The organism is Colwellia sp. C1TZA3, assembly GCF_007954265.1.
Classification (GTDB): Bacteria; Pseudomonadota; Gammaproteobacteria; order Enterobacterales; family Alteromonadaceae; genus Cognaticolwellia.
The window spans coordinates 1-21975 of sequence record NZ_VOLS01000047.1 but is presented as its reverse complement, the minus strand read 5'-3'; the positions used below and the strand labels follow the sequence as shown (position 1 = coordinate 21975).

At 36.7% G+C, this 21975-nt stretch carries 17 protein-coding genes and 1 pseudogene; all 18 read left to right on the top strand.

The annotated features are described in order from the left end of the window. The first annotated feature begins 215 nt into the window (after window positions 1-215). On the top strand, window positions 216-1253 hold the full coding sequence (locus ESZ39_RS13265) for an NAD-dependent epimerase/dehydratase family protein (RefSeq protein ID WP_146880385.1): 1038 nt from the start codon (window positions 216-218) through the stop codon (window positions 1251-1253). 279 nt (window positions 1254-1532) lie between these two features. After that, a complete protein-coding gene (locus tag ESZ39_RS13260) occupies window positions 1533-2648 on the top strand; it encodes a Wzz/FepE/Etk N-terminal domain-containing protein (protein ID WP_317615718.1) in 1116 nt (371 codons plus the stop codon). A gap of 6 nt (window positions 2649-2654) precedes the next feature. Beyond that, complete coding sequence (gene wecA / locus ESZ39_RS13255) at window positions 2655-3683, top strand: UDP-N-acetylglucosamine--undecaprenyl-phosphate N-acetylglucosaminephosphotransferase (protein WP_146880384.1); 1029 nt, start codon at window positions 2655-2657, stop codon at window positions 3681-3683. A gap of 98 nt (window positions 3684-3781) precedes the next feature. Further along, entirely contained in the window at window positions 3782-4900 is a 1119-nt protein-coding gene (gene wecB / locus ESZ39_RS13250; protein WP_146880383.1) for a non-hydrolyzing UDP-N-acetylglucosamine 2-epimerase, read from the top strand. Window positions 4901-4936: 36 nt separating this feature from the next. Continuing rightward, on the top strand, window positions 4937-6232 hold the full coding sequence (gene wecC, locus ESZ39_RS13245; RefSeq protein ID WP_146880382.1) for a UDP-N-acetyl-D-mannosamine dehydrogenase: 1296 nt from the start codon (window positions 4937-4939) through the stop codon (window positions 6230-6232). Between the two features lie 7 nt (window positions 6233-6239). Beyond that, a complete protein-coding gene (locus tag ESZ39_RS13240) occupies window positions 6240-7580 on the top strand; it encodes a flippase (RefSeq protein WP_146880380.1) in 1341 nt (446 codons plus the stop codon). Beyond that, window positions 7564-8646 (top strand): nitroreductase family protein, encoded by a 1083-nt coding sequence (locus ESZ39_RS13235; protein ID WP_146880378.1) that lies wholly within the window; start codon window positions 7564-7566, stop codon window positions 8644-8646. The genes ESZ39_RS13240 and ESZ39_RS13235 overlap by 17 nt, the downstream gene beginning before the upstream one ends. Beyond that, window positions 8643-9785, top strand: a complete 1143-nt coding sequence (locus tag ESZ39_RS13230; RefSeq protein WP_146880377.1) for a polysaccharide pyruvyl transferase family protein — start codon at window positions 8643-8645, stop codon at window positions 9783-9785. The genes ESZ39_RS13235 and ESZ39_RS13230 overlap by 4 nt, the downstream gene beginning before the upstream one ends. Window positions 9786-9825: 40 nt before the next feature. Then, window positions 9826-10773 (top strand): glycosyltransferase family 2 protein, encoded by a 948-nt coding sequence (locus ESZ39_RS13225; protein WP_191321795.1) that lies wholly within the window; start codon window positions 9826-9828, stop codon window positions 10771-10773. Continuing rightward, window positions 10766-12025 (top strand): O-antigen ligase family protein, encoded by a 1260-nt coding sequence (locus ESZ39_RS13220; protein WP_146880375.1) that lies wholly within the window; start codon window positions 10766-10768, stop codon window positions 12023-12025. The genes ESZ39_RS13225 and ESZ39_RS13220 overlap by 8 nt, the downstream gene beginning before the upstream one ends. A 1-nt stretch (window position 12026) precedes the next feature. Next, on the top strand, window positions 12027-13055 hold the full coding sequence (locus ESZ39_RS13215) for a D-glucuronyl C5-epimerase family protein (RefSeq protein ID WP_191321794.1): 1029 nt from the start codon (window positions 12027-12029) through the stop codon (window positions 13053-13055). A gap of 352 nt (window positions 13056-13407) precedes the next feature. Next, window positions 13408-13563 (top strand): annotated as a pseudogene (locus ESZ39_RS18405) (DapH/DapD/GlmU-related protein); the annotation flags it as partial. 13 nt (window positions 13564-13576) lie between these two features. Beyond that, window positions 13577-14638: a glycosyltransferase family 4 protein gene (locus ESZ39_RS13205; protein WP_146880372.1), complete on the top strand. Its 1062-nt coding sequence runs from the start codon at window positions 13577-13579 to the stop codon at window positions 14636-14638. Then, a complete protein-coding gene (locus tag ESZ39_RS13200; RefSeq protein WP_191321793.1) occupies window positions 14628-15350 on the top strand; it encodes a WecB/TagA/CpsF family glycosyltransferase in 723 nt (240 codons plus the stop codon). Before ESZ39_RS13205 ends, ESZ39_RS13200 begins: the two co-directional genes overlap by 11 nt. A 19-nt stretch (window positions 15351-15369) precedes the next feature. Further along, window positions 15370-16536, top strand: coding sequence for a nucleotide sugar dehydrogenase (locus ESZ39_RS13195; RefSeq protein ID WP_146880369.1), 1167 nt, complete (start codon window positions 15370-15372; stop codon window positions 16534-16536). Window positions 16537-16692: 156 nt separating this feature from the next. Then, a complete protein-coding gene (gene galU, locus ESZ39_RS13190) occupies window positions 16693-17592 on the top strand; it encodes a UTP--glucose-1-phosphate uridylyltransferase GalU (protein ID WP_146880368.1) in 900 nt (299 codons plus the stop codon). Window positions 17593-17979: 387 nt separating this feature from the next. Next, on the top strand, window positions 17980-18348 hold the full coding sequence (locus tag ESZ39_RS13185; RefSeq protein ID WP_146880366.1) for a GxxExxY protein: 369 nt from the start codon (window positions 17980-17982) through the stop codon (window positions 18346-18348). A 1354-nt stretch (window positions 18349-19702) separates the two neighbouring features. Next, window positions 19703-21040, top strand: coding sequence for an ATP-binding protein (locus ESZ39_RS13180; RefSeq protein WP_146880364.1), 1338 nt, complete (start codon window positions 19703-19705; stop codon window positions 21038-21040). Window positions 21041-21975: the final 935 nt, after the last annotated feature.

The window sequence follows — 21975 nt, the reverse complement described above, 5'->3', positions numbered from 1 at the left end:
GATGAGATAAAGCCTACGGGTGATAATGTAACGTTAGGTAATTGTTTTTGTAGGTCGGACTTTAGTCCGTCAACCGCTCAGCGAACATATAATGTGATGTTAAAAAGCAAAATAGTCAGCAAAATGAAAGTTTCTTTTTAAAATTATCATCTGTGTGGACTTCCACTCCCTATGCCGATAAAAAAATTAATATTCAAAACTAAATGGAAGTAATAATGTCAAAGTATGAAGAAGTACAAAAGCAGCTTAATCTAGCACCAAAAGTTTGGCTTGTTACTGGTGTAGCAGGTTTTATCGGCTCAAATCTGCTAGAAACATTATTATTATTAAACCAAAAAGTTATCGGTTTAGACAACTTTGCCACTGGCCATCAACGTAACTTAGACGAAGTGCAGTCTGAGGTTTCAGCTAAGCAATGGCATAACTTTACCTTCATTAAAGGCGATATTAGAAATTTTGAGGACTGTCAGCAAGCTTTAACCATTAACAACCTTTGTGTTGACTATGTGTTACATCAAGCGGCACTTGGCTCTGTTCCTCGCTCTATCGCGGATCCTATTTTAACAAACGCTGCCAATATTACGGGCTTTGTTAATATGCTAACCGCAGCCAAGGACGCAAAAGTAGCGACTTTTGTTTATGCCGCATCAAGTTCTACTTATGGCGATCACCCCGCATTACCAAAAGTTGAAGCAAACATTGGTAAGCCATTATCACCTTATGCCGTGACCAAATATGTTAATGAACTTTATGCCGATGTATTTAATAAAACTTATGGCTTAAATGCTACAGGGTTACGCTATTTCAATGTATTTGGTAAACGCCAAGACCCTGATGGAGCCTACGCTGCGGTTATTCCTAAATGGACCGCGGCGATGATAGAAAACCAAGACTTATTTATTAATGGTGATGGTGAAACCAGTCGTGATTTTTGTTTTATAGAAAATGCCGTACAAGCCAATATATTAGCGGCAACAGCTAATGAACAAGGTAAAAACCAAGTGTATAACGTTGCACTAGGCGATAGAACAACACTTAATGAATTATTTTCAAGCTTAGTTTCGGCATTAAACACCAATGACGTTAGCTATACTAAAACCGCAATATACCAAGACTTTAGAGTTGGAGACGTGCGCCATTCTCAAGCTGACATATCAAAGGCAAGAGAACTTATCGGCTATCAGCCAGCATACCGCATTGAACAAGGCATAAATAAAGCAATGCCGTGGTATATCAAATTCTTGACTAAGTAAATTACTTAACCCGCTGATATGGTTAATACAGGTAAAATTGTAGAGTAGCCTTTAATCCAAAAGGTTAAGCTGCAAAATTAAGCTCGTAGCTGAAAGCATTTGTCGGACTTCAGTCTGTCAACTGCACAGCGAATAAACAAATTAAAGAGTAATTTACATAAAAGCAATAAACAACTATTAAAAATTATAAATACCTTGTTATAATGCGCTTTCACTTGGGTATTTAAGGTTAAGCTTTAGTTTAAATACCCATAGGAATTATCATTAAAGTGTACTTAGATGCAATCTGTGCTGAAAAGTCATGAATTGCATGGAGGTACTTCACATGAAGTCGAAGCAATGAATTCAAAAAAAATTTATCAGCAGCAGCAACAACTCCCCGAAGACGACGAAATTGATCTAGCAGAACTTTGGCATGCTATTTGGTCAGGCAAAATTTTGATTATTGCTATCAGTGCTTTTTTCGCAATCTCATCAATACTCTATGCGATTAATCAACCCAATATATATAAAGCTACCACCCTATTATCTCCAGCAAGTGAGCAAGGCGGCGCGAGCGGTTTAGCTAAAATGGCTGGGCAGTTTGGCGGTTTGGCTAGCTTAGCCGGTATTAACCTTGGCGGTGGCGGCACTGACAAAACAGGCCTTGCACTTGAAGTATTAAAATCACGATTTTTTATTGAAAATTTCATTAATAAACACCAGTTACTAGTGCCGCTCATGGCAACTAACAATTGGGACATTAACAACAATACCTTAGTATTTGATGATGAAATTTATAATCCAAAAACTAAAACATGGTTAAGAGAAGTTAAAGCGCCTAAGCAACCTAAACCTTCCTTATGGGAAGCATACGTGGCCTTTAAAGAAATTTTATCAGTAACTACTGATAAAGAAAGCGGCATGGTCACACTAGCCATTGAACACTACTCACCTGAAGTCGCCACGCAGTGGTTAAAGTGGTTGGTTAATGACATCAACGAGACCATGCGTGAACAAGATAAAATAGAAGCACAAGATAGTATCGATTATTTAACGGGAAAACTGCAAGAAACACAATTAGCCGATATGCAAACAGTGTTTTACCAGCTAATCGAACAACAAACTAAAACCATTATGTTGGCTGAAGTCTCGAAAGAATATGTTTTAAAAACCATTGACCCAGCTAATGCCCCAGAAGAAAAAGCTAAACCTAAACGAGCCTTAATTGTAGTACTTGGCACTATGTTAGGTGGGATCTTGTCAGTACTAATTGTTTTAATTCGTTACTTTTCTAAAAAAGCTACAACTACTAACTTAAGTAATGATCCGTTAATTACTGATAAATCAGAACGTGTTTCAACCCAGCAAGAACCTTCAACAAATTCAAACCAAACACTAGGTAAACAGGAGTAAATTTAGATGATAATTGCTGCTTTAACTGCCTTTTGTTTTGCCTTTATCGCCATCAAGGTATTTAAACCCATTGCGGTTGATCTTGGCTTAGTAGACAAACCCAATGCAAGAAAACACCACAATGGCCAAGTTCCTCTTATTGGTGGTATTTCAATATTTGCCGCGGTGTTAGCTGCAAGCTTGATATGGCTGCCAAATACCTTAGAACTGCGTATGTACCTTATTGCTTCTGCGATGATGGTATTTATCGGTGCATTAGACGATAGATACGACCTTAAAGTGCGCATTCGTATTGTAGGGCAAGTTATCATTGCCAGTTTAATGATCTACGGCGTAGGCGGTTACATTGCCAATTTGGGTAACTTATTTGGCTTTGGTAATATTGAGTTAGGCCCTCTAGGTATTATATTTACCTATTTTGCCATTATTGTCGTTATAAATGCTTATAACATGGTTGACGGTATTGACGGATTAATTGGCAGCTTAAGTTTAAATACCTTTACCGCTATTGCGATATTGTTTTTAATCAGTGGTAATCAGAACTATTTAACCTACCCGCTGATTTTAGCGACGGCAATATTACCCTACATGATGTACAACTTGGGTTTCTTCAAAAAATACACCAAGAAAATATTTATGGGCGATGCCGGCAGTATGTTTATCGGTTTAAGCGTTATATGGTTGCTAACCATGGGCACCCAAGGTGATACCCCATCATTTAGACCAGTAACCGCCTTATGGATATGCGCCGTACCTTTAATGGATATGCTAGCAATTGTGATACGCCGCTACCGCAAAGGAAAATCACCGTTTAAGCCTGACAGAGATCATTTACATCACATATTACAGCGTGCGGGTTTGTCTTCACGCCAAACATTAATTGTTATTTCAATATTTGCCGCACTTATGTCTTTACTAGGTGTTTTGGGTGAATATTATCAAGTAGCTGAAAGTATAGAGTTGGGTTTATTTGTGGTGATATTTATTCTTTATAATAAATATGCCCGACATTTTAGCTGGAAGTATAATGAATAGACTAACTGATTAGTATTAGATTTTACCAGTGCTATAGCCATTGCTTATAGCCATTTTTAGGTCGGTAATACGGCATTGATATTTGAGTATAAATTTTCATGACAAAAAAACGTATATTAACCGTTTTTGGCACGCGTCCAGAAGCAATAAAAATGGCACCATTGGTTCATGCCCTTACTGCAGATGAAAGATTTGAAGCAAAAGTTTGTGTAACGGCTCAACATCGAGAAATGTTAGACCAAGTGTTAGAGTTGTTTGAAATTACACCAGACTATGACTTGAATTTAATGAAGCCAGGTCAAGATTTGACCGATATTACCTGTGGAATATTACAAGGCTTAAAGCCTGTGTTGGCAGAATTCAAACCTGATTATGTGTTAGTACATGGTGACACTGCCACCACGCTTTCAACTACGTTAGCCGCCTATTATCAACAGGTTAAAGTTGGGCATGTAGAAGCAGGACTTCGTACCGGCAATATTTATTCGCCTTGGCCAGAAGAGGGCAATCGAAAATTGACAAGTGCAATTGCTGACTTACATTTTGCTCCAACCGAAATTTCAAAGCAAAATTTGCTGAAAGAGAATGTTGCACCCGAAAAAATTATAATAACCGGTAATACGGTTATCGATGCATTATATGACGTAATAGAAAAGCTTGAAACGAATGTTGAATTGAAATCTTCATTAGAAGTACAATTCGATTTTCTTGATGGTAATAAACGTCTTGTGCTGATCACTGGGCATCGCCGTGAAAGTTTTGGCGGTGGGTTTGAGCGAATTTGTGAAGCAATTTCTCAAATGGCTAAAGCATTCCCAGATGTAGAGTTTGTTTACCCTATGCATTTAAACCCCAATGTACGTGAACCGGTAAATCGATTACTTGCAGATTTAAATAATGTATTCCTCATAGAGCCGTTAGACTATTTACCTTTTGTCTATTTAATGAATAGAGCCTATGTTCTTTTAACTGATTCAGGTGGTATTCAAGAAGAAGCACCTTCACTAGGTAAACCAGTGCTTGTTATGCGCGATACTACTGAACGACCAGAAGCCGTTGATGCGGGTACAGTTAAATTAGTAGGTACACAAGTTCAAACGATAGTGTCTGAACTTACTACATTATTGTCAAACGAAAATGCCTATAAAACCATGAGCTTTGCCCATAACCCTTATGGTGATGGTAAGGCCTGCGCACGTATCTTGGATACGTTTTAAAAGCACTTTCTATAAAATAATTTAAAAGAACTTATTATGTCATTTGAAACAATTTCAGTTATTGGGCTTGGTTATATCGGTTTACCGACTGCAGCCATGTTTGCCTCTTGTAAAAAGAAAGTTATAGGTGTTGATGTTAATCAACATGCAGTAGATACGATCAATAAAGGCGAAATTCATATTGTTGAACCTGATCTAGATATGCTAGTTCATGAAGCAGTTAGTGAAGGTTTCCTTCGGGCTACAACCATGCCAGAACCTGCAGACGCTTTTTTAATTGCCGTACCAACACCATTTTTATCTATTGAAAATGAAGGGGATATTCCAAACCCTGATCTTAAGTATATAGAATCAGCAGCAAAAGCAATTGCCCCCGTACTTAAAAAAGGTGACTTGGTTATTCTCGAGTCGACCTCTCCTGTAGGCGCTACCGAACAGATGGCCGAGTGGCTGGCACAAGAAAGAACCGATTTAACGTTTCCTCAAACGAGCGGTGAAAATTCTGATATCCGTATTGCTCACTGCCCGGAACGAGTGTTACCAGGCCATGTTGTTAGGGAACTTGTTGAAAACGATCGAGTTATAGGTGGTTTAACAAATAAATGTTCAAAAGCTGCAGTAGAATTATATAAATGCTTTGTAAAAGGTGACTGTGTTATTACAAATGCCCGTACTGCTGAAATGGCAAAGTTGACTGAAAACAGTTGCCGGGATGTACAGATAGCCTTTGCGAATGAATTATCAATGATTTGTGATAAATTAGATATTGATGTATGGGAACTCATTTCTTTAGCTAATCGTCATCCAAGAATTAATATATTACAGCCAGGACCAGGAGTGGGTGGGCATTGTATTGCTGTAGACCCATGGTTTATTGTGTCTAAAACACCGGAGCATGCAAAATTGATTCATACTGCGCGTAAAGTGAATGATGCTAAACCAGAGTGGGTTATTAATAAAGTAAAATTGGCTATCGCAGACTTCCTGCAAACTAATCCCAATAAAAACGCGACAGACATCACCATTGGTTGCTTTGGTCTTGCTTTCAAACCGGATATCGATGATTTACGCGAAAGTCCGTCGTTATTTATTGCCAATTCAATAGCTAAAAGCCATCCAGCTACCGTGCTGTTTGTTGAGCCTAATATTAAAATTTTACCTGAATCTGTAGCTGTGAATTCTCGCTTAACAGAATTTCATAAAGCAATTCAAGATACGGACATAGCTGTTTTACTGGTGGATCATTCTATTTTTAAAGAGAACTTTGTGATTCCTAAGTCAACGATAGTAATAGATACCAAAGGAATTTGGAAAAATTTACCAGTAAGGTGATTACGGTTTGCTAAATAGAAAATTTACTGCTGAAACTAAGAATGTTATTTGGCTGTTTTTAGAAAAAATAGTCACAATGTTTGTTTTAGTACTGGTTAATATTGTTATCGCCAGAAGTGTGGGACCTGAATTATTTGGTCAACTAAGTTATCTGTTAGTGTTTATCAATATTGTCATCATCATATCACCCTTAGGTATCAATGCGATTTTTATCAAGGAAATAGTAGCAGGCGAGAGAGATAAGGGAACCATTATAGGGACTTGCTTATTGCTTCGACTTTTTGGTGCTCTTCTTAGTGTTGTTATTGTGACGGTGTTGGCAAAAAGTGAGCTATTAACTGCTGTAGATCCTACTTTATTGATCGGTGCCGCATTAGTGGGTTGTTCATCGGTGTTATATCTCTTTGATTACTGGTTTCAGGCTAAGGTGTTATCTAAGTATTCAGTAGTGGTTAGAGTCAGTACAATTATAGTTTTTTCAGTAATTAAATTGTGGCTTGTGGTGACAGGAAAATCATTTAATTATCTTTTAATAGTTTTTATGATTGAACCACTAATCATGGCTACCGGTTATTCTATTGCTTACAAACTCTCGTTAAGAGGATCGAAAAACCCCAAATGGTCTGTTGATCTCACTTATGGACTTGCTTTATTGAAGCGATCTTGGTGGCTCATATTTTCAGCAATAGCTTCAGTGATCTGTTTGAAAATAGATCAGTTAATGATTGCTGAAATGATTGGTAACACTGAACTTGGAATTTACTCTGTTGCAGTGCGCTTGTCTGAAGTGTGGTATTTTTTCCCCACGGCAATTGCTGCCTCTTATTTTTCATCACTCATAAAATTGAGGCAAAAAAGCAGCGTGCTATATCAGCAAAGGTTACAGTGGTTGTGCGATTGGTTATTTATCACTGCATTATCATTGTCTGTAGTGATGTATTTCTTTGCCAAGCCATTGATTTCTTTGCTTTATGGGCAGGAGTACGAGGCTGCAGCTAGTGTGTTAGTTGTGCATATGTGGGCTGCTGTCATAGTGTTTATGCGAGCATTATTCAGCAAGTGGATTATTAATGAGTCAGCCTATAAATTCTCATTAATCACTCACGGAACTGCGGCAATAATTAATGTAATCCTTAATTTGTTATTAATTCCTGATTTTGGTGCAATGGGGGCTGCATGGTCAACATTGCTAAGTTATATTGTAGGCTCATACTTAGTTATCGCTATTCCTAAAAAAACTCGTCCCTTTTTCATTATTATGAGCAAAAGTTTATTGTTGCCAGTTACAGTAATTCGGTTGTACAAGTCATTCCTATTGAGTAAATATAAACATGAAAGCTCTGCTTAAAAAAATCATTCCAATTGAAACCCGTATTTTTATACGTAAAGTTAAGAAATCAATAAATAACCAAGTGCTTTCAATGATGAGTTCTTCTTATCTACTTAGTAGCCTTTATTATTTATTATTTAATCGAAACTTTAGAGTGGAACAGAAAGCGGTCTTAACTGGCCGTGTTGTTTTTGACAAACGAAGTAAATTGCCACTTGATTCCAGCCCCCAACTTAGAAGGAATATTCACAGACTCGAAAAAGGTCTGATTATGAGGCCTCGCAGACCTGTTTTTGCTGAAGCTTATATAATAGAAACGATTGACTTGTATAGCACAGTGTTAACAACAGGGAGGATTTGCGATGAAGAGCTTAAATGGGCTACTGATGTGCTGTCATTATATTTCCTAAACGTGGAGGGTAGTGAAACCATTGATTTAGCAAGAAAAAAATATAAAGAAGTTCAAGTTAAAAATAAGATTAATGATAATATTAAATTTGTACCTTTTGCGCGGGCTGACAGTGTTTTTTCTGAATTAAACTATGATGAGTTCACAAAGCTGTGCTTACAGCGTAGATCTGTTCGTTGGTATGAACCTGAGCTTGTCCCTGATAACTTAATAAATAAAGCATTAGAGGCGGCACGGACCGCACCAAGCGCGTGTAACCGTCAACCATTCGAATTTCTCGTATTGAATGATAATCAAAAAGCACCTACGGTAGCTGCTATGCCAGCAGGAACCGCTGGATTTTCTAATCAAGTACCATGTATTATCGTTGTTATTGGTGATCTTTCTTGTTACCCAAAAGAGGCCGATCGTCATGTTATTTACATCGATTCTGCATTAGCTAGTATGCAATTTATGTTGGCACTGGAAACTTTGGGCTTGAGTTCATGCCCGATTAATTGGCCTGAAAATGAAACTAAAGAAAAGGAATTGCACAAAATAATTCCTCTGCCTGTTCATAAACGGGTCATTATGATGATTAGTGTTGGCTATGCTAAGCCTACTGGAATGATCCCATACTCTTCAAAAAAACCATTAACACTGTTAAGAACATCTTTAGAGAAATATAAATCATGAAAGAATTAAAAGTTGAAGTTAAAGGAATAGGTTTTCCTAATAAAGGTGCAGAACTAATGCTCGCTGCTATTATCCAGCAATTTGACCAACGCGGTGTTGCTGCTCAATTTTCTGTTGAGCCTTATGGTGATTATAAGCTGAGGGCGAGTCATGGCCTTTTTCAAAAAGCGAGAGTTAATAAATTCGGCCTAAATATCGGCGCACTGATAGGCTTATTACCTAAGAAGTTCCTTAAAGTTTTTGGCATTATTCGAGCCAAAGATATTGATGTTGTACTGGATGCCTCAGGTTTTTCTTATGGCGATCAATGGGGACCACACTTAGTCAATTATCGCTTGGGTACGACTATAAAGTCACTTAAAAAACGTGGTGTCAAAGTAGTTCTTTTACCACAAGCCTTTGGTCCTTTTGAGAATATAGATACTAAAAAAGCGGCTGAAAATATTATGAGCCAATCAGATCTTGTGTTTGCAAGAGATCCAAAATCATTCGAATATTGTCAATCCTTAGTTGGGGGAACTCAATTAGAATTATGTCCAGACTTCACTAACTTAGTTGTTGGAAATGTGTGGAATGATTTTGATACAGAAATGTATGAAACTTGCTTTATACCTAATTCAAAAATGCTGGAGAAAACGGATAGCGGTAACGACTATATTAATTTGATGGTTCATTTGGTTGATTTTAGCCATATGCAAGGAAAAAAACCGTTTCTGTTAATTCATGAGGGGAAAGCAGACCGTGAATTGGCTAAAAAGATCGTTGAACGAGTGAGTTTTGTGCTTGACGTTATAGAGCCAGTAGACCCATTGAAAATAAAATGGGTAATAGGACAGTCAAAAGTAGTTGTTAGTTCGCGATTTCATGGCTTAGTGAGTGCCTTAAGTCAGGGCATACCAGTCGTTGCAACTGGGTGGAGTCATAAGTATTTGTGCTTATTAGAAGATTATAATGTAGCTGATGCGTTGATTGATGTAAAAGACGGAGTAACTCATGGCGAAGCTTATCTGGATAAACTGTTAAATGATGACGGGTTTTATACGATAACTGTTGACGAAATATTAGTCTGTAGCGCTAAACAAAAACAGAAAGTTAGGGACATGTGGAATAAAACATTTGCAACGATCGGGACAGAGTAGCCAGTCACTTTTTCAATAAAATTATAGGAAGGAACTAATTTTGACATTAGGTACTCAGCCATTAGTTAGTGTGGTGATTCCGGTTTATAATCGGGCGCATATTATAAGTAGAGCCTTAGATAGTGTAATTGCACAAAATTATGCAAATATAGAAATTATACTTGTTGATGATTGCTCTTGCGATTCTTTGGAATTACAAGAAGTCTTAAAGCAATACAGTAATGTTGATTTAACTTATATACGTCATAAAACTAATCTTCACGGTAGTGCCGCAAGAAATACTGGAATTGCAAGAGCAAAGGGCGAATATATTGCCTTGTTAGATTCAGATGACAACTGGTGTACTTCTAAAATAGAAGTGTGCTTGCGTACATTGTCTGAAAATGATGTAGATTTCGTCTATTCCCAAGTGCAAAAGATTGGTGTGCAAAAAGGAATTGTGCCCTTATTTCCACGAAAGGCTAATGAAACTTACTCAGATTATTTATTGGTTAGAAATGGCTCTATCCAAACGTCTACATTATTTCTTAAGCGCTCGGTATTTGATAAAATTCAATTTGATGAAAATTTAGTTAGATTTCAAGATTATGATTTTGTGTTGTCATTAGAATTAATTAAGGCGACTTCGTTTTTTATTCCAGAAGTACTTGTATACATGTACGATGATGATCAGGCAGGAAGGATCAGTAACTCATTTGATTACCAACCCGCTGTATATTGGCATAATAAAGTAAAGTATTTACTGTCTAAGAGAGCAGCTAACTCATTTTTAGTGTCGCGTATTTGTCAATATATGATTTATTCGGGGAAGCGTTTAACCGCAATGTCGATTTTGTTTAATCCTGTTGTTTTTTTGTACACTAACAAGAGTTTTTGGTCTAAGGTTTTGTTAGTTTTACTTGTGCCTAGACAACTACTGTTGCTTATTAAGTTATTGATTTATAGGTTAAAAAATACCACCAAGGCTCTTTTTAACCAAAATGATTAAGTTTACGAAGGATTTAGAAACTGTTATCTGGATTATGGTTATTCCATATCTTTTGGTTGACTCGATTAATGGTTTTTTAGTTACCTCGTTGAATGTAGATATTAAACTTTCTATTCTGTACAAAGGCACGATTCTACTATTAGCATTGATTTATATATTTAAGTGTAATCGTAAAATCTCTATTGGCTTATTAGCACTCATGTTTTTTTTGTTTTTGTCTCCTTTTTTCTTAGCAATAGAAGGAAGATATTTAATTACAACTCACGATATACCACTCGCAATAAAATACTTAATGCTTACTGTATTTATTTTTTTCTGTGACATATCGTCGCACAAAAATTTGCAACGATTTATAAAAAATACTGAGTTATGCCTTAACGTTTCATTTTACTTTGTGATAATTACAGTTTATTTAGGATATTTTGGTCTCGGCTACAATACATACCCAACCACAGGGCTTGGCTTCAAAGGTTTTTTTCAGGCCGGAAATGAGTTGAGTGCGGTATTCATTTTATTGACTTCTGTTAAGTTATTCAAAGTGTGGACAGATAAGAAATTATTTACTTATTTACTTTATTCACTAGTAGTTATTGGGTGTGGGGTTTCTATTGCGACAAAATCTGCGTTGATTGGTGCGCTACTGATACCTATTTTAATACCTATTGCCTCAGAAAGGGAGAATATGTTTCGTTTTACCTATTTGAAGTTATGGTATTTATCCTTCTTTACAATTATTATTGCCTTGTTAGGAGTCTATCTAGTTGCTGATTACTCACAGTTCGGGGTGCTAAAACGTGCTATTTATTTTTTTGAAAAGGATGGTTTGTTGGGGGTGATTTTCTCCGGGCGCGAGGAGTTTTTGAAAGTGTACATTGATTACTTAAGTACTGATGCAACTATAGCTTCAATACTATTTGGAAGTGGACATGCTGTCTTACTTGACGCTGTTGGCAGAACATATATTGAAATCGACCCTTTTGATGTCGCAATGTATTTTGGACTACCTCTTGCTGTATTATTTAGCTTGACAGCATTCGTGAGTGTACTGTATCCGTTCTGGAAACTTAGCAATTCTTTTTATTCTCCAGCGCTATTAGTAGCCAATTCACTGTTGTTATTTTTCGCTTTTTTTGCTGGGCATGTTTGGACATCGGGCTTGTTGTCTTTATCTTGGGCGGCCTCAAATTTTTTAATGAAGGGTAAGTTTACCCATGACGGTATCAAATATATGCAACCTAAAGAGAGTAACTAATATGAAATTGATTATTAAGTGTATAGTTGCTGTTATTTTATTCTACTTTATATCAACTTGTTTCCGAGCGTATGAATTAAATAAAACCATTAGATATACTGTTAATAAACAACACGAAAGTGAACCTCTTATTTATCCTATTAAATGGCATTACGATGACATTCATAGAGAAAATAGATTAGCTAGTGTTGATGAGAATGGTGTTTATGTTACCAATTATGACAAAATCACCAACCTGACCAGTGTGCGTGGAAAACAGTATAATCCCGTTAATATAGCGTTGATGATAATTCATGAGGGAAAGTATTATTCAGAACAAAAAGAGAGCTATCAATATCGAGACTTTTTGCGTTTGAACCTTGGTTGGTTAGTTGATAATCAAGATGCACAAGGAAGATGGTATATTAACTTTGACAACAAAATATCTAAACGTACCAACAAAGCTCCGTGGGTATCAGGTTTATCACAAGGTCTGGGGATTTCAGCTTTAATTCGAGGTTACTATATTTTTGGTGATGATGTTTATTTAGATGCCGCTAAAAAAGCTATTTACCCGATGACAACTTCTATCGCTGACGGGGGAGTACTATCCATCAATGAATATGGAAATATAATTGAAGAATATCCGTTTGAACAACAGAATATTCATGTGTTAAATGGCTATCTATATTCGATAATTGGCATATATGAATTATCGCTTATTGACTCAAGTTATCAACCAATGCTAGACGAACATATGGGAACACTAACAAAGTTACTTGATCGTTACACTCTTTTTGGGGGGTGGTCAGCTTACTCATTAGATGAGCCAACTTTTCGTAACCATGCAACTTATTCAAACCCTATGTACCATCAGCTGCATATAGCTCAACTTTCCTTTTTATGTAATAGCTCTAGTTATGACCAGTTTTGCTACACAGCAGAAAAATTTATTGAATTTAAGTCTAGCTTAGCTTCAGTTTTTGTACACGTTTCCTACATAATATTTAAAGATATTATCTACACATATAAGAGGTTGCTATATGGTTAAAATATTGTTTTTATCGATATATTATGGTGTATGTCGTTTTCTCCCAAGAAATGAAGCGATATTATTTGGTCGACTATCCGTGATCATGCGTAGGTTTGTTTGTAGCGAAATTTTTCATGAGTGCGGAAGCGAGGTCAACATTAACAAAGGTGCGTATTTTGGGAGTGGAACAGGCATAAGAATTGGTGATTTTTCGAGTATTGGTGAGCGGTGCCAAGTCGCTAATGATTCGGTAATTGGTGCTAATGTGATGATGGCTCCCGATGTCATTATATTTTCGGTTAGCCATAACTTTATTGATACTGATACACCAATAAGATTACAAGGAAACGCTGAGCCTAAGCCGGTGACTATTGGAAGTGATGTTTGGATAGGGCAACGAAGTATCATTTTACCAGGTGTGAATGTAGGTGATGGGGCAATAATAGGTGCGGGAAGTGTCGTGACTAAAGATGTATCTCCTTATGAAATTGTAGCGGGTAACCCCGCTTGTCATATAAAGTGTCGGAAATAATTAAGGTATGAGTAAATTATTTATTGTAAGTACCCGTATTGGTAGCGGTAAAGGCGGTATCAGCACTGCTCTTATTGGTTATGTAAACTCTATTGAAATGAAAAAGTGCCAAATAAAGTTAGTTACTTCTCATGAAACAGGTATTCGTCTATTGCCCTTTTTTGAAAGTTGCCGAGTTTTGTACACCGAGTGTAAAAAAGGAGACGCGACTTGGTTTCATTGTGGGCCTTGGTTGTCTATGCTTCGCAAAGCGATATTAAGTGTGTTAGCAAAAAGCCGTGGAAGCCGTATTTATTTACATTTACATTCCCCAACCTTGTATAACTATTTGCAAAGTCCATTTAAACGCTTCTTCTTGAAGTGGTTATTTACTATGGCGGATGGTTTGATTGTGTTAACCCCTTGGTGGAGAGAACAAGTAATCCAAGCCTTCCCATTAATGGAGCATAAAATACTTGTTGTACCTAATCCACTTGATGACGGTTTGAAGGCGATGTCTTTTGAGCCAATTAAAAAAAACGATACCACTAATTGTAAGGTACGGGTGCTGTCTATGGCGAGGTTAGTCAAAGGAAAAGGGTTTGAAACCGTTATTGATACTTTTTTACACTTACCCGAACATTATACTCTTACTATCGCGGGCGATGGTCCCTTAATGTCACACTTAACCGCTCAAGTTCATGCCAATGGTTTACAAAGTCGCATTAAGTTTGTGGGTTGGGTAGATTACGATAACAAAAAAGCATTACTACGCTCTCACGATGTGTTTTGCTTACCATCAAAATATGATTCATTCGGCATGGGCTTTATCGAAGCTATGGCTGCCGGGCTCCCCGTTGTAGCATTGAACTTTCAAGCTATCCCTGATGTAGTACCCGATGGTGTAGCTGGAAAACTGGTCGTTGATGATCACCCTGAAACGTTGTGTGAGGCAATAAAGTATTGTGCCGAACATCAGTTTATCTTAGGTAAAGCAGGTAAGGAGCATGTCAAGGGTGATTTCGATGCTGAGTACGTAAGTAAGAAAATAATTGATTTTTGTAATGCAGGAGACAAAAATGAAGGATAAATATATTACCATAGGAAATGTTGATGTTGGTATATTTCACTCTCAGCGTGAAGTTATTGATGAGATGTTTCATCGTTTAGCCAACACTGGCTCATCAGTTGCTATTGCAATAAATCCAGAAAAAATATTAGTGTCGCTTGAATCTGATGTTATCGCTAATATAATCGAACAAAGCGACATTCGATTTCCTGATGGTATTGGGGTTGTTAAAGTTATGGAGTGGCGATCCAGACAAGCGCTGCCTCGGTTACCAGGGTGTGAATTGTGGCAGTCATTAATGGCTGAATCGGGACAGAGAAATGAACCTGTATTTTTGGTTGGCTCTACCGAAGATGTTATTCAAAAAACCGCAGAACAGTTACAGAAAGAATATAAGGTAAATTTAGTTGGGGTTCAAAACGGTTTTTTTAGAGATGATGATGCGTTAATTGACCAGATTATTTTGAGTAAAGCTCGGGTTGTTACCATAGCTATGGGCTCGCCAAAGCAAGAAGAAATTATTTTTAAATGTAAAAATGCTGGTGTCCAAGCGATTTTTATGGGGGTTGGTGGCACCTATGATGTCTATACAGGGAATGTGAAGCGAGCGCCCAAAATTTTTTGTAATATGGGGTTAGAATGGTTTTATAGATTATATAAGCAGCCTACAAGAATAAAGCGCCAATGGAGACTAGCCTATTACCTATGGTTAGTACTATTAAAACGAATATAGTTTATTAAAGGGGGGTTAAATGAAAATAGCTATTGCAGGAACAGGCTACGTAGGTTTATCTAACGCAATGTTATTGGCGCAGCACAATGAAGTTGTCGCCATTGATATAATTAAAGAAAAAGTCACTCTATTAAATCAAAAAAAATCACCTATTGTTGATGTAGAAATTGAAGATTTTTTGGTCAATAAATCTATAGATTTTACAGCCACACTCGATAAAAAGTCAGCCTATAGTGATGCTGATTTTGTAATTATTGCAACACCAACAGATTATGATGTAGAAACCAATTACTTTAATACATCTTCCGTTGAAGCGGTTATAAAAGATGTTTTGTCGGTCAACCCTAATGCAGTAATGATTATTAAATCTACTGTGCCAGTTGGTTACACCGAGAGCATCAAAAAAGAACTTGGGTGTGACAATATAATGTTTTCGCCTGAATTTTTACGTGAAGGTAAAGCATTGCACGATAACCTTTACCCTTCTCGTATTATTGTTGGTGAACAAAGTGAGCGAGCAAAGGCATTTGCGAACTTATTAGTGCAAGGTGCGATTAAAAAAGATATTGAGGTACTGTTTACAGATTCAACAGAAGCAGAGGCGGTCAAGCTATTTTCAAACACCTACCTTGCAATGCGTGTTGCCTATTTTAATGAACTCGATAGTTACGCTGAGGCACATGGTTTAGATGCTAAGCATATTATTGAAGGTGTCGGGTTAGACCCTCGCATTGGTTCACATTATAATAATCCATCATTCGGCTATGGCGGCTATTGCTTACCCAAAGATACCAAGCAATTATTAGCCAATTATAATGATGTACCTAACAACATTATTCGCGCAATTGTTGATGCAAATACGACAAGAAAAGACTTTATCGCCGATTCAATAATTAAGCGAAACCCAAATCGTGTTGGTATATATCGCCTTATTATGAAATCAGGTTCAGACAACTTTAGAGCATCTGCTATTCAAGGCATTATGAAACGATTGAAAGGCAAAGGTATTGAGGTGGTTGTATATGAGCCTGCACTTGATGATGATGAGTTTTTTCACTCTAAAGTTATTAAAAATTTAGCTGAGTTTAAAAAATCTTGTGATGTTATTGTATCCAATAGAATGGTAGATGAAATACAAGACGTTAAAGATAAAGTTTATACACGAGATCTTTTCGGTTCAGATTAATATTTACTTTTTAACAGTAATGAATTTTGTAGATGTCGCTATAGTTCGACTATAAAAAATTTAAAAAGTAATAAACTGAAATTAACAATTAATATTTTGCCTCTGAAATCGTCAAAGCTTAGAATAAGTTAAAAATAAAGTATATTAAGGACAAAAATGCCAAATAGAATCAAAAAAGCGGTAATACCTGTAGCCGGTTTAGGTACACGGATGTTGCCAGCGACAAAAGCCATTCCAAAAGAAATGTTACCGATTGTTGATAAGCCACTGATTCAATATATTGTTAATGAATGTATTGCTGCCGGTATTAAAGAGATTGTGTTGGTTACACATTCTTCTAAAAATGCGATTGAAAATCATTTTGATAAGTCTTTTGAACTTGAAACTACGTTAGAAAAGCGTGTTAAGCGTCAGTTGCTTGATGAAATTCAGGCGATTTGCCCGAAAGATGTGACTATATTGCATGTGCGCCAAGGTGAAGCAAAAGGTTTGGGTCATGCGGTATTAAAGGCTCGCCCTATTATTGGCAATGAGCCGTTTGTAGTGGTGTTACCCGATGTTATTTTAGATGATGCTACGGCGGATTTAAAAACTGAAAATTTAGCCGCTATGTTAACTCGTTACAACGAAGTGGGTGGTTACAGCCAGATTATGGTTGAGCCTGTGCCCATGGAGCAAGTTAGTAGTTATGGTGTGGTTGATTGTGGCGGTGTTGAACTTACCCCAGGTGAGTCAAAAACTATGACGGCTATTGTTGAAAAACCAGCCGTTGAAGACGCGCCGTCAAACTTAGCTGTGGTTGGTCGTTATGTATTGTCTGAAAAAATTTGGGATTTGTTAAAACTTACCCCTCCGGGTGCTGGTGACGAAATTCAATTAACTGATGCTATTGCGATGTTGATGGAAAAAGAAACCGTTGAAGCATTTCATATGACAGGTAAGTCACATGATTGCGGTTCTAAGTTAGGTTATATGAAGGCGAATGTTGAGTATGGTTTGCGCCACCCTGAATTGGCTGATGACTTTAGAACTTATTTAACTGAGCTGATGAAATAAAAAGCTGAGGTGGCTTTTTAATCTGTCGTTCTTATCCATTTTTTCTGTGAATTTTTTTATTATTTTTTACAGGGAGGAAACAATGAGGAGGGAATGAGGTAGGGCTTTAGGTATTTACAAGCACTTCATTTTTTGGTGTTTCCTCCTGCTGTTCTCATTCACTTCTTCCTGTGAATAATTTTGTTGTTTTTTTACAGGGAGGAAACAATGAGAAGGGAATGAGGTAGGGCTTTAGGTATTTACAAGCACTTCATTTGTTGGTGTTTCCTCCTGTAGTCCTCATTCACTTCTTCCTGTGAATAATTTTGTTGTTTTTTTACAGGGAGGAAACAATGAGGAAGGAATGAGTTTTTTATTTGATAGCTTTGAAGGATTAGGGGTGTTGAAATGGATTTTACGGGTGAGGTTATCGGTTGCGCTATTGAAGTGCATAAGCAGTTAGGCCCTGGGCTTTTAGAGTCAACTTATGAGAAGTGTCTGATATATGAGTTGCATTCGAATAATATTACTGCATATTCTCAAGTCGTTTTGCCTATCTGTTATAAGGATATTAATATTGAAGCGGGTTATCGTTTAGATATATTGTTACCTAATGAATTAATAATAGAACTTAAATCAGTTGATAAGCTTATTCCGGTGTACTCAGCACAATTGTTAACTTATATGAAATTAACTGGTATAAACAAAGGTTTGCTAATTAATTTTAATGTTAAAAAGTTAACGGATGGTTTGCGAAGGTTTAATTTGTCTTCTTGATCTTAGTGGTTATCCTTCCTTATTTTTTGTGAATTATTTTTATTTTTTTTACAGGGAGGAAAGAATGAGAAGGTAATGAGGTAGGACTTTGAAATTTAAAGTATTTTATTTTTTAGTGTTTCCTCCAGCAGTCCTCATTCATTTCTCCCTGTGATATTTTGTTATTTTTTTACAGGGATGAAACAATGAGGAATGAGGGGGGCTTTAGATCTTTAACAGCGTTTTATGTTTTAGTGTTTCCTCCAGCAGTCCTCATTCATTTCTCCCTGTGATATTTTTTTATTTTTTTACAGGGATGAAACAATGAGGAATGAGGGGGGGGGCTTTAGATCTTTAACAGCGTTTTATGTTTTAGTGTTTCCTCCAGCAGTCCTCATTCATTTCTCCCTGTGATATTTTGTTATTTTTTTACAGGGATGAAACAATGAGGAATGAGGGGGGCTTTAGATCTTTAACAGCGTTTTATGTTTTAGTGTTTCCTCCAGCAGTCCTCATTCATTTCTCCCTGTGATATTTTTTTATTTTTTTACAGGGATGAAACAATGAGGAATGAGGGGGGCTTTAGATCTTTAACAGCGTTTTATGTTTTAGTGTTTCCTCCTGCAGTCCTCATTCATTTCTCCCTGTGATATTTTTTTATTTTTTACAGGGAGGAAAGAATGAGAAGTGAATGAGGTAGGGCTTTAGATCTTTAACAGCGTTTATGTTTTAGTGTTTCCTCCTGCAGTTCTCATTCACTTCTTCCTGTGATATTTTGTTATTTTTTTACAGGGAGGAAACAATGAGAAGTGAATGAGGTGGGGCTTTAGATCTTTAACAGCGTTTTATGTTTTAGTGTTTCCTCCTGCAGTCCTCATTCAATTCTTCCTGTGATATTTTGTTATTTTTTTACAGGGAGGAAACAATGAGGAAGGAATGAGGTGGGCTTTAGATCTTTAACAGCGTTTTATGTTTTGGTGTTTCCTCCTGCAGTCCTCATTCACTTCTCCCTGTGATATTTTGTTGTTTTTTTGCATGGATTGTAGTGGCATAGGTTATTATGTTTTGTGGCTGCCTTGCGGTTGACGGACTAAAGTCCGACCTACAAAAAGCAAACTGTAAAGTTTATGGTGTTGGCTGTAGGCCCTTTGTAGGTTGGACTTTAGTCCATCAGGTTTTATTTTTTCAGGTCACTAACTCTAGGTTTATTTCAATTTTTCAATGCTCTAATATTACCCCCAAAAATAGTGTAGCGCTTACTACAGTAGTAATCTCTACGTTAAAAAGTTACTATTTATTGAAGTAGCAGATACTAGGTGATGGGTTGTTGTAATAAACGCTATAGCACCTTATTAAAGCGGTAAGGGGATATTCAATGCAAAAATTTTATAATCGAGAAAAACACTTAAGAAGACTAAGATCCCTTTCACAAGATATTCAACAGACCAAAGGAAGATTAAGTGTAGTTGTTGGTCGAAGAAGAGTGGGGAAAACACGTTTATTAAAAGAAGCATTCTCTACTATTGATAGTGAATTTTTATATTTGTTTATCAGTAGAAAACCTGAGGCTGCGCTGGTAGAAGAGTTCGCAAACCTTATCGCTGTACAACTTGATGTTAAATTTTTTAAACCGTCTTCATTGAGAGATATTTTTGAGTTTCTTTTTCATTACTCCATGACTACTCCCATTACTGTTGTGGTTGATGAGTTTCAGGATATAGCTAAAATTAATGCTAGTTTGTTTTCTGACCTTCAAAATCTTTGGGATTCAAGTAAGTCGAAGTCAATGATGCATTTTTTATGTTGTGGCTCTATATATAGTTTAATGATTAAAATTTTTAAAGGCTCAAAAGAGCCGTTGTTAAATCGCGATGATGACTTTTTTAAAATTCAACCTTTAGCCCCTTCTTACATTAAAGAAATAATGCTTGATTCCAACAAGTACTCACCAGAAAAAATGTTGCAGTGGTGGTGTTTATCAGGAGGGATCCCAAAATATCTTGAATGGCTGCAAGGAGCTAGTGATAATGTATTTAACAGTTTACTTTCAGAATACTCTCCGCTTATAAAAGAAGGGGTGCATAGGTTAGTTGAAGATTTCGGTTCAGAGCACAGAACATATTTTAGTGTGCTAGGGGAAATATCGAAAGGAAACACAACAAGGGCAAGAATTGAAGATTTTCTAAAAATGGGTGTTGGTACCGTACTAAATGAGCTAGAAGAGGTGTTTGATGTTATTGAAAAAAAACGTCCGTTAACATCTAAAGAAAACTCTAGAGATGTTAGGTACAGTATAACCGACCCTTTTTTACGTTTTTGGTTTCGATTTATCTACAGTAACAGTAGTGCTGTTGAAATGGAGAATTTTGAGTATATTAGAAGTGTAATATCAAGAGATTTTAAAACCTTTTCAGGCATTGAACTTGAATCATTATTTAAAGCATTACTTGTTGAGTCTAAAAAATATAACGCTATTGGTGGTTACTGGGATAGTAAAGGACATAACGAAATAGATATTATTGCGGTAAATGATATTGATAAAAAAATTCTGATGGTTGAAGTTAAGCGCCAGTCAAAAAATTACGAAGCAGGGAAGTTTGAAGTAAAGGTGGATCTTGCATTAACTAAGCTGAAAAAGAAGGGCTACAGTGTCGATATAAGGTGCTTTTCTTTAGATAATATGGATTTGATTTTTAATGAGTTTTTAAAGTAACGGTGGGCAATGTGACCAGGTAACTCTGAGATATGGTTTTATTTTTTTACAGGGAGGAAACAATGAGAAGGGAATGAGGTAGGGCTTTAAATATTTAAAAGTATTTTATTTTTTTGTGTTTCCTCCTGCAGTCCTCATTCATTTCTCCCTGTGAGATATTTTGTTATTTTTTACAGGGAGGAAACAATGAGGAAGGAATGAGGTGGGGCTTTAGATATTTACAAGCGTTTTATGTTTTTGTGTTTCCTCATGCAGTCCTCATTCACTTCTCCCTGTGATATTTTTATTATTTTTTACAGGGAGGAAACAATGAGAAGTGAATGAGGTAGGGCCTTAGGTATTTAAAAAGTATTTTATGTTTTGGTGTTTACCTCCTGTTGTTCTCATTCTTTCCTCCCTGTGAGATATTTTATTGTTTTTTACATGGATTGTAGTGGCGTAGGTTATTATGTTTTGTGGCTGCCTTGCGGTTGACGGACTAAAGTCCGACCTACAAAAGGCAAGCTGAAAAGTTTATGGTGGCAGTTGTAGGCCCTATGTAGGTTGGACTTTAGTCCATCAGATTTTATTTTTTTTACAGGGAGGAAACAATGAGAAGGGAATGAGGTAGGGCCTTTAGATATTTAAAAGCGTTTGTTGTTTCCTCCTGCTGTTCTCATTCTTTCCTCCCTGTGAGATATTTTATTGTTTTTTTATAAGATTGTAGTGGCATAGGTTATTGTTTTTTGTGGCTGCCTTGCGGTTGACGGACTAAAGTCCGACCTACAAAAGGCAAGCTGAAAAGTTTATGGTGGCAGTTGTAAGCCCTATGTAGATACCATCTCTCCATACCGACTTCAAACACTCATTTAAATTGCTTGAGATCGGTATTCGCTTTGGTGCTTTAACACCCCAAAACAAATCTGTACTAACTTTCTCATTGCAGCGCCAAGGGC

Excerpts from the sequence above, each read along its gene's own strand:
- ESZ39_RS13265 (WP_146880385.1), top strand. The coding sequence starts at position 216 with ATGTCAAAGTATGAAGAAGTACAAAAGCAGCTTAATCTAGCACCAAAA.
- ESZ39_RS13260 (WP_317615718.1), top strand. The coding sequence starts at position 1,533 with ATGCAATCTGTGCTGAAAAGTCATGAATTGCATGGAGGTACTTCACAT.
- wecA (WP_146880384.1), top strand. The coding sequence starts at position 2,655 with ATGATAATTGCTGCTTTAACTGCCTTTTGTTTTGCCTTTATCGCCATC.
- wecB (WP_146880383.1), top strand. The coding sequence starts at position 3,782 with ATGACAAAAAAACGTATATTAACCGTTTTTGGCACGCGTCCAGAAGCA.
- wecC (WP_146880382.1), top strand. The coding sequence starts at position 4,937 with ATGTCATTTGAAACAATTTCAGTTATTGGGCTTGGTTATATCGGTTTA.
- ESZ39_RS13235 (WP_146880378.1), top strand. The coding sequence starts at position 7,564 with ATGAAAGCTCTGCTTAAAAAAATCATTCCAATTGAAACCCGTATTTTT.
- ESZ39_RS13230 (WP_146880377.1), top strand. The coding sequence starts at position 8,643 with ATGAAAGAATTAAAAGTTGAAGTTAAAGGAATAGGTTTTCCTAATAAA.
- ESZ39_RS13220 (WP_146880375.1), top strand. The coding sequence starts at position 10,766 with ATGATTAAGTTTACGAAGGATTTAGAAACTGTTATCTGGATTATGGTT.
- ESZ39_RS13215 (WP_191321794.1), top strand. The coding sequence starts at position 12,027 with ATGAAATTGATTATTAAGTGTATAGTTGCTGTTATTTTATTCTACTTT.
- ESZ39_RS13205 (WP_146880372.1), top strand. The coding sequence starts at position 13,577 with ATGAGTAAATTATTTATTGTAAGTACCCGTATTGGTAGCGGTAAAGGC.
- ESZ39_RS13200 (WP_191321793.1), top strand. The coding sequence starts at position 14,628 with ATGAAGGATAAATATATTACCATAGGAAATGTTGATGTTGGTATATTT.
- ESZ39_RS13195 (WP_146880369.1), top strand. The coding sequence starts at position 15,370 with ATGAAAATAGCTATTGCAGGAACAGGCTACGTAGGTTTATCTAACGCA.
- galU (WP_146880368.1), top strand. The coding sequence starts at position 16,693 with ATGCCAAATAGAATCAAAAAAGCGGTAATACCTGTAGCCGGTTTAGGT.
- ESZ39_RS13185 (WP_146880366.1), top strand. The coding sequence starts at position 17,980 with ATGGATTTTACGGGTGAGGTTATCGGTTGCGCTATTGAAGTGCATAAG.
- ESZ39_RS13180 (WP_146880364.1), top strand. The coding sequence starts at position 19,703 with ATGCAAAAATTTTATAATCGAGAAAAACACTTAAGAAGACTAAGATCC.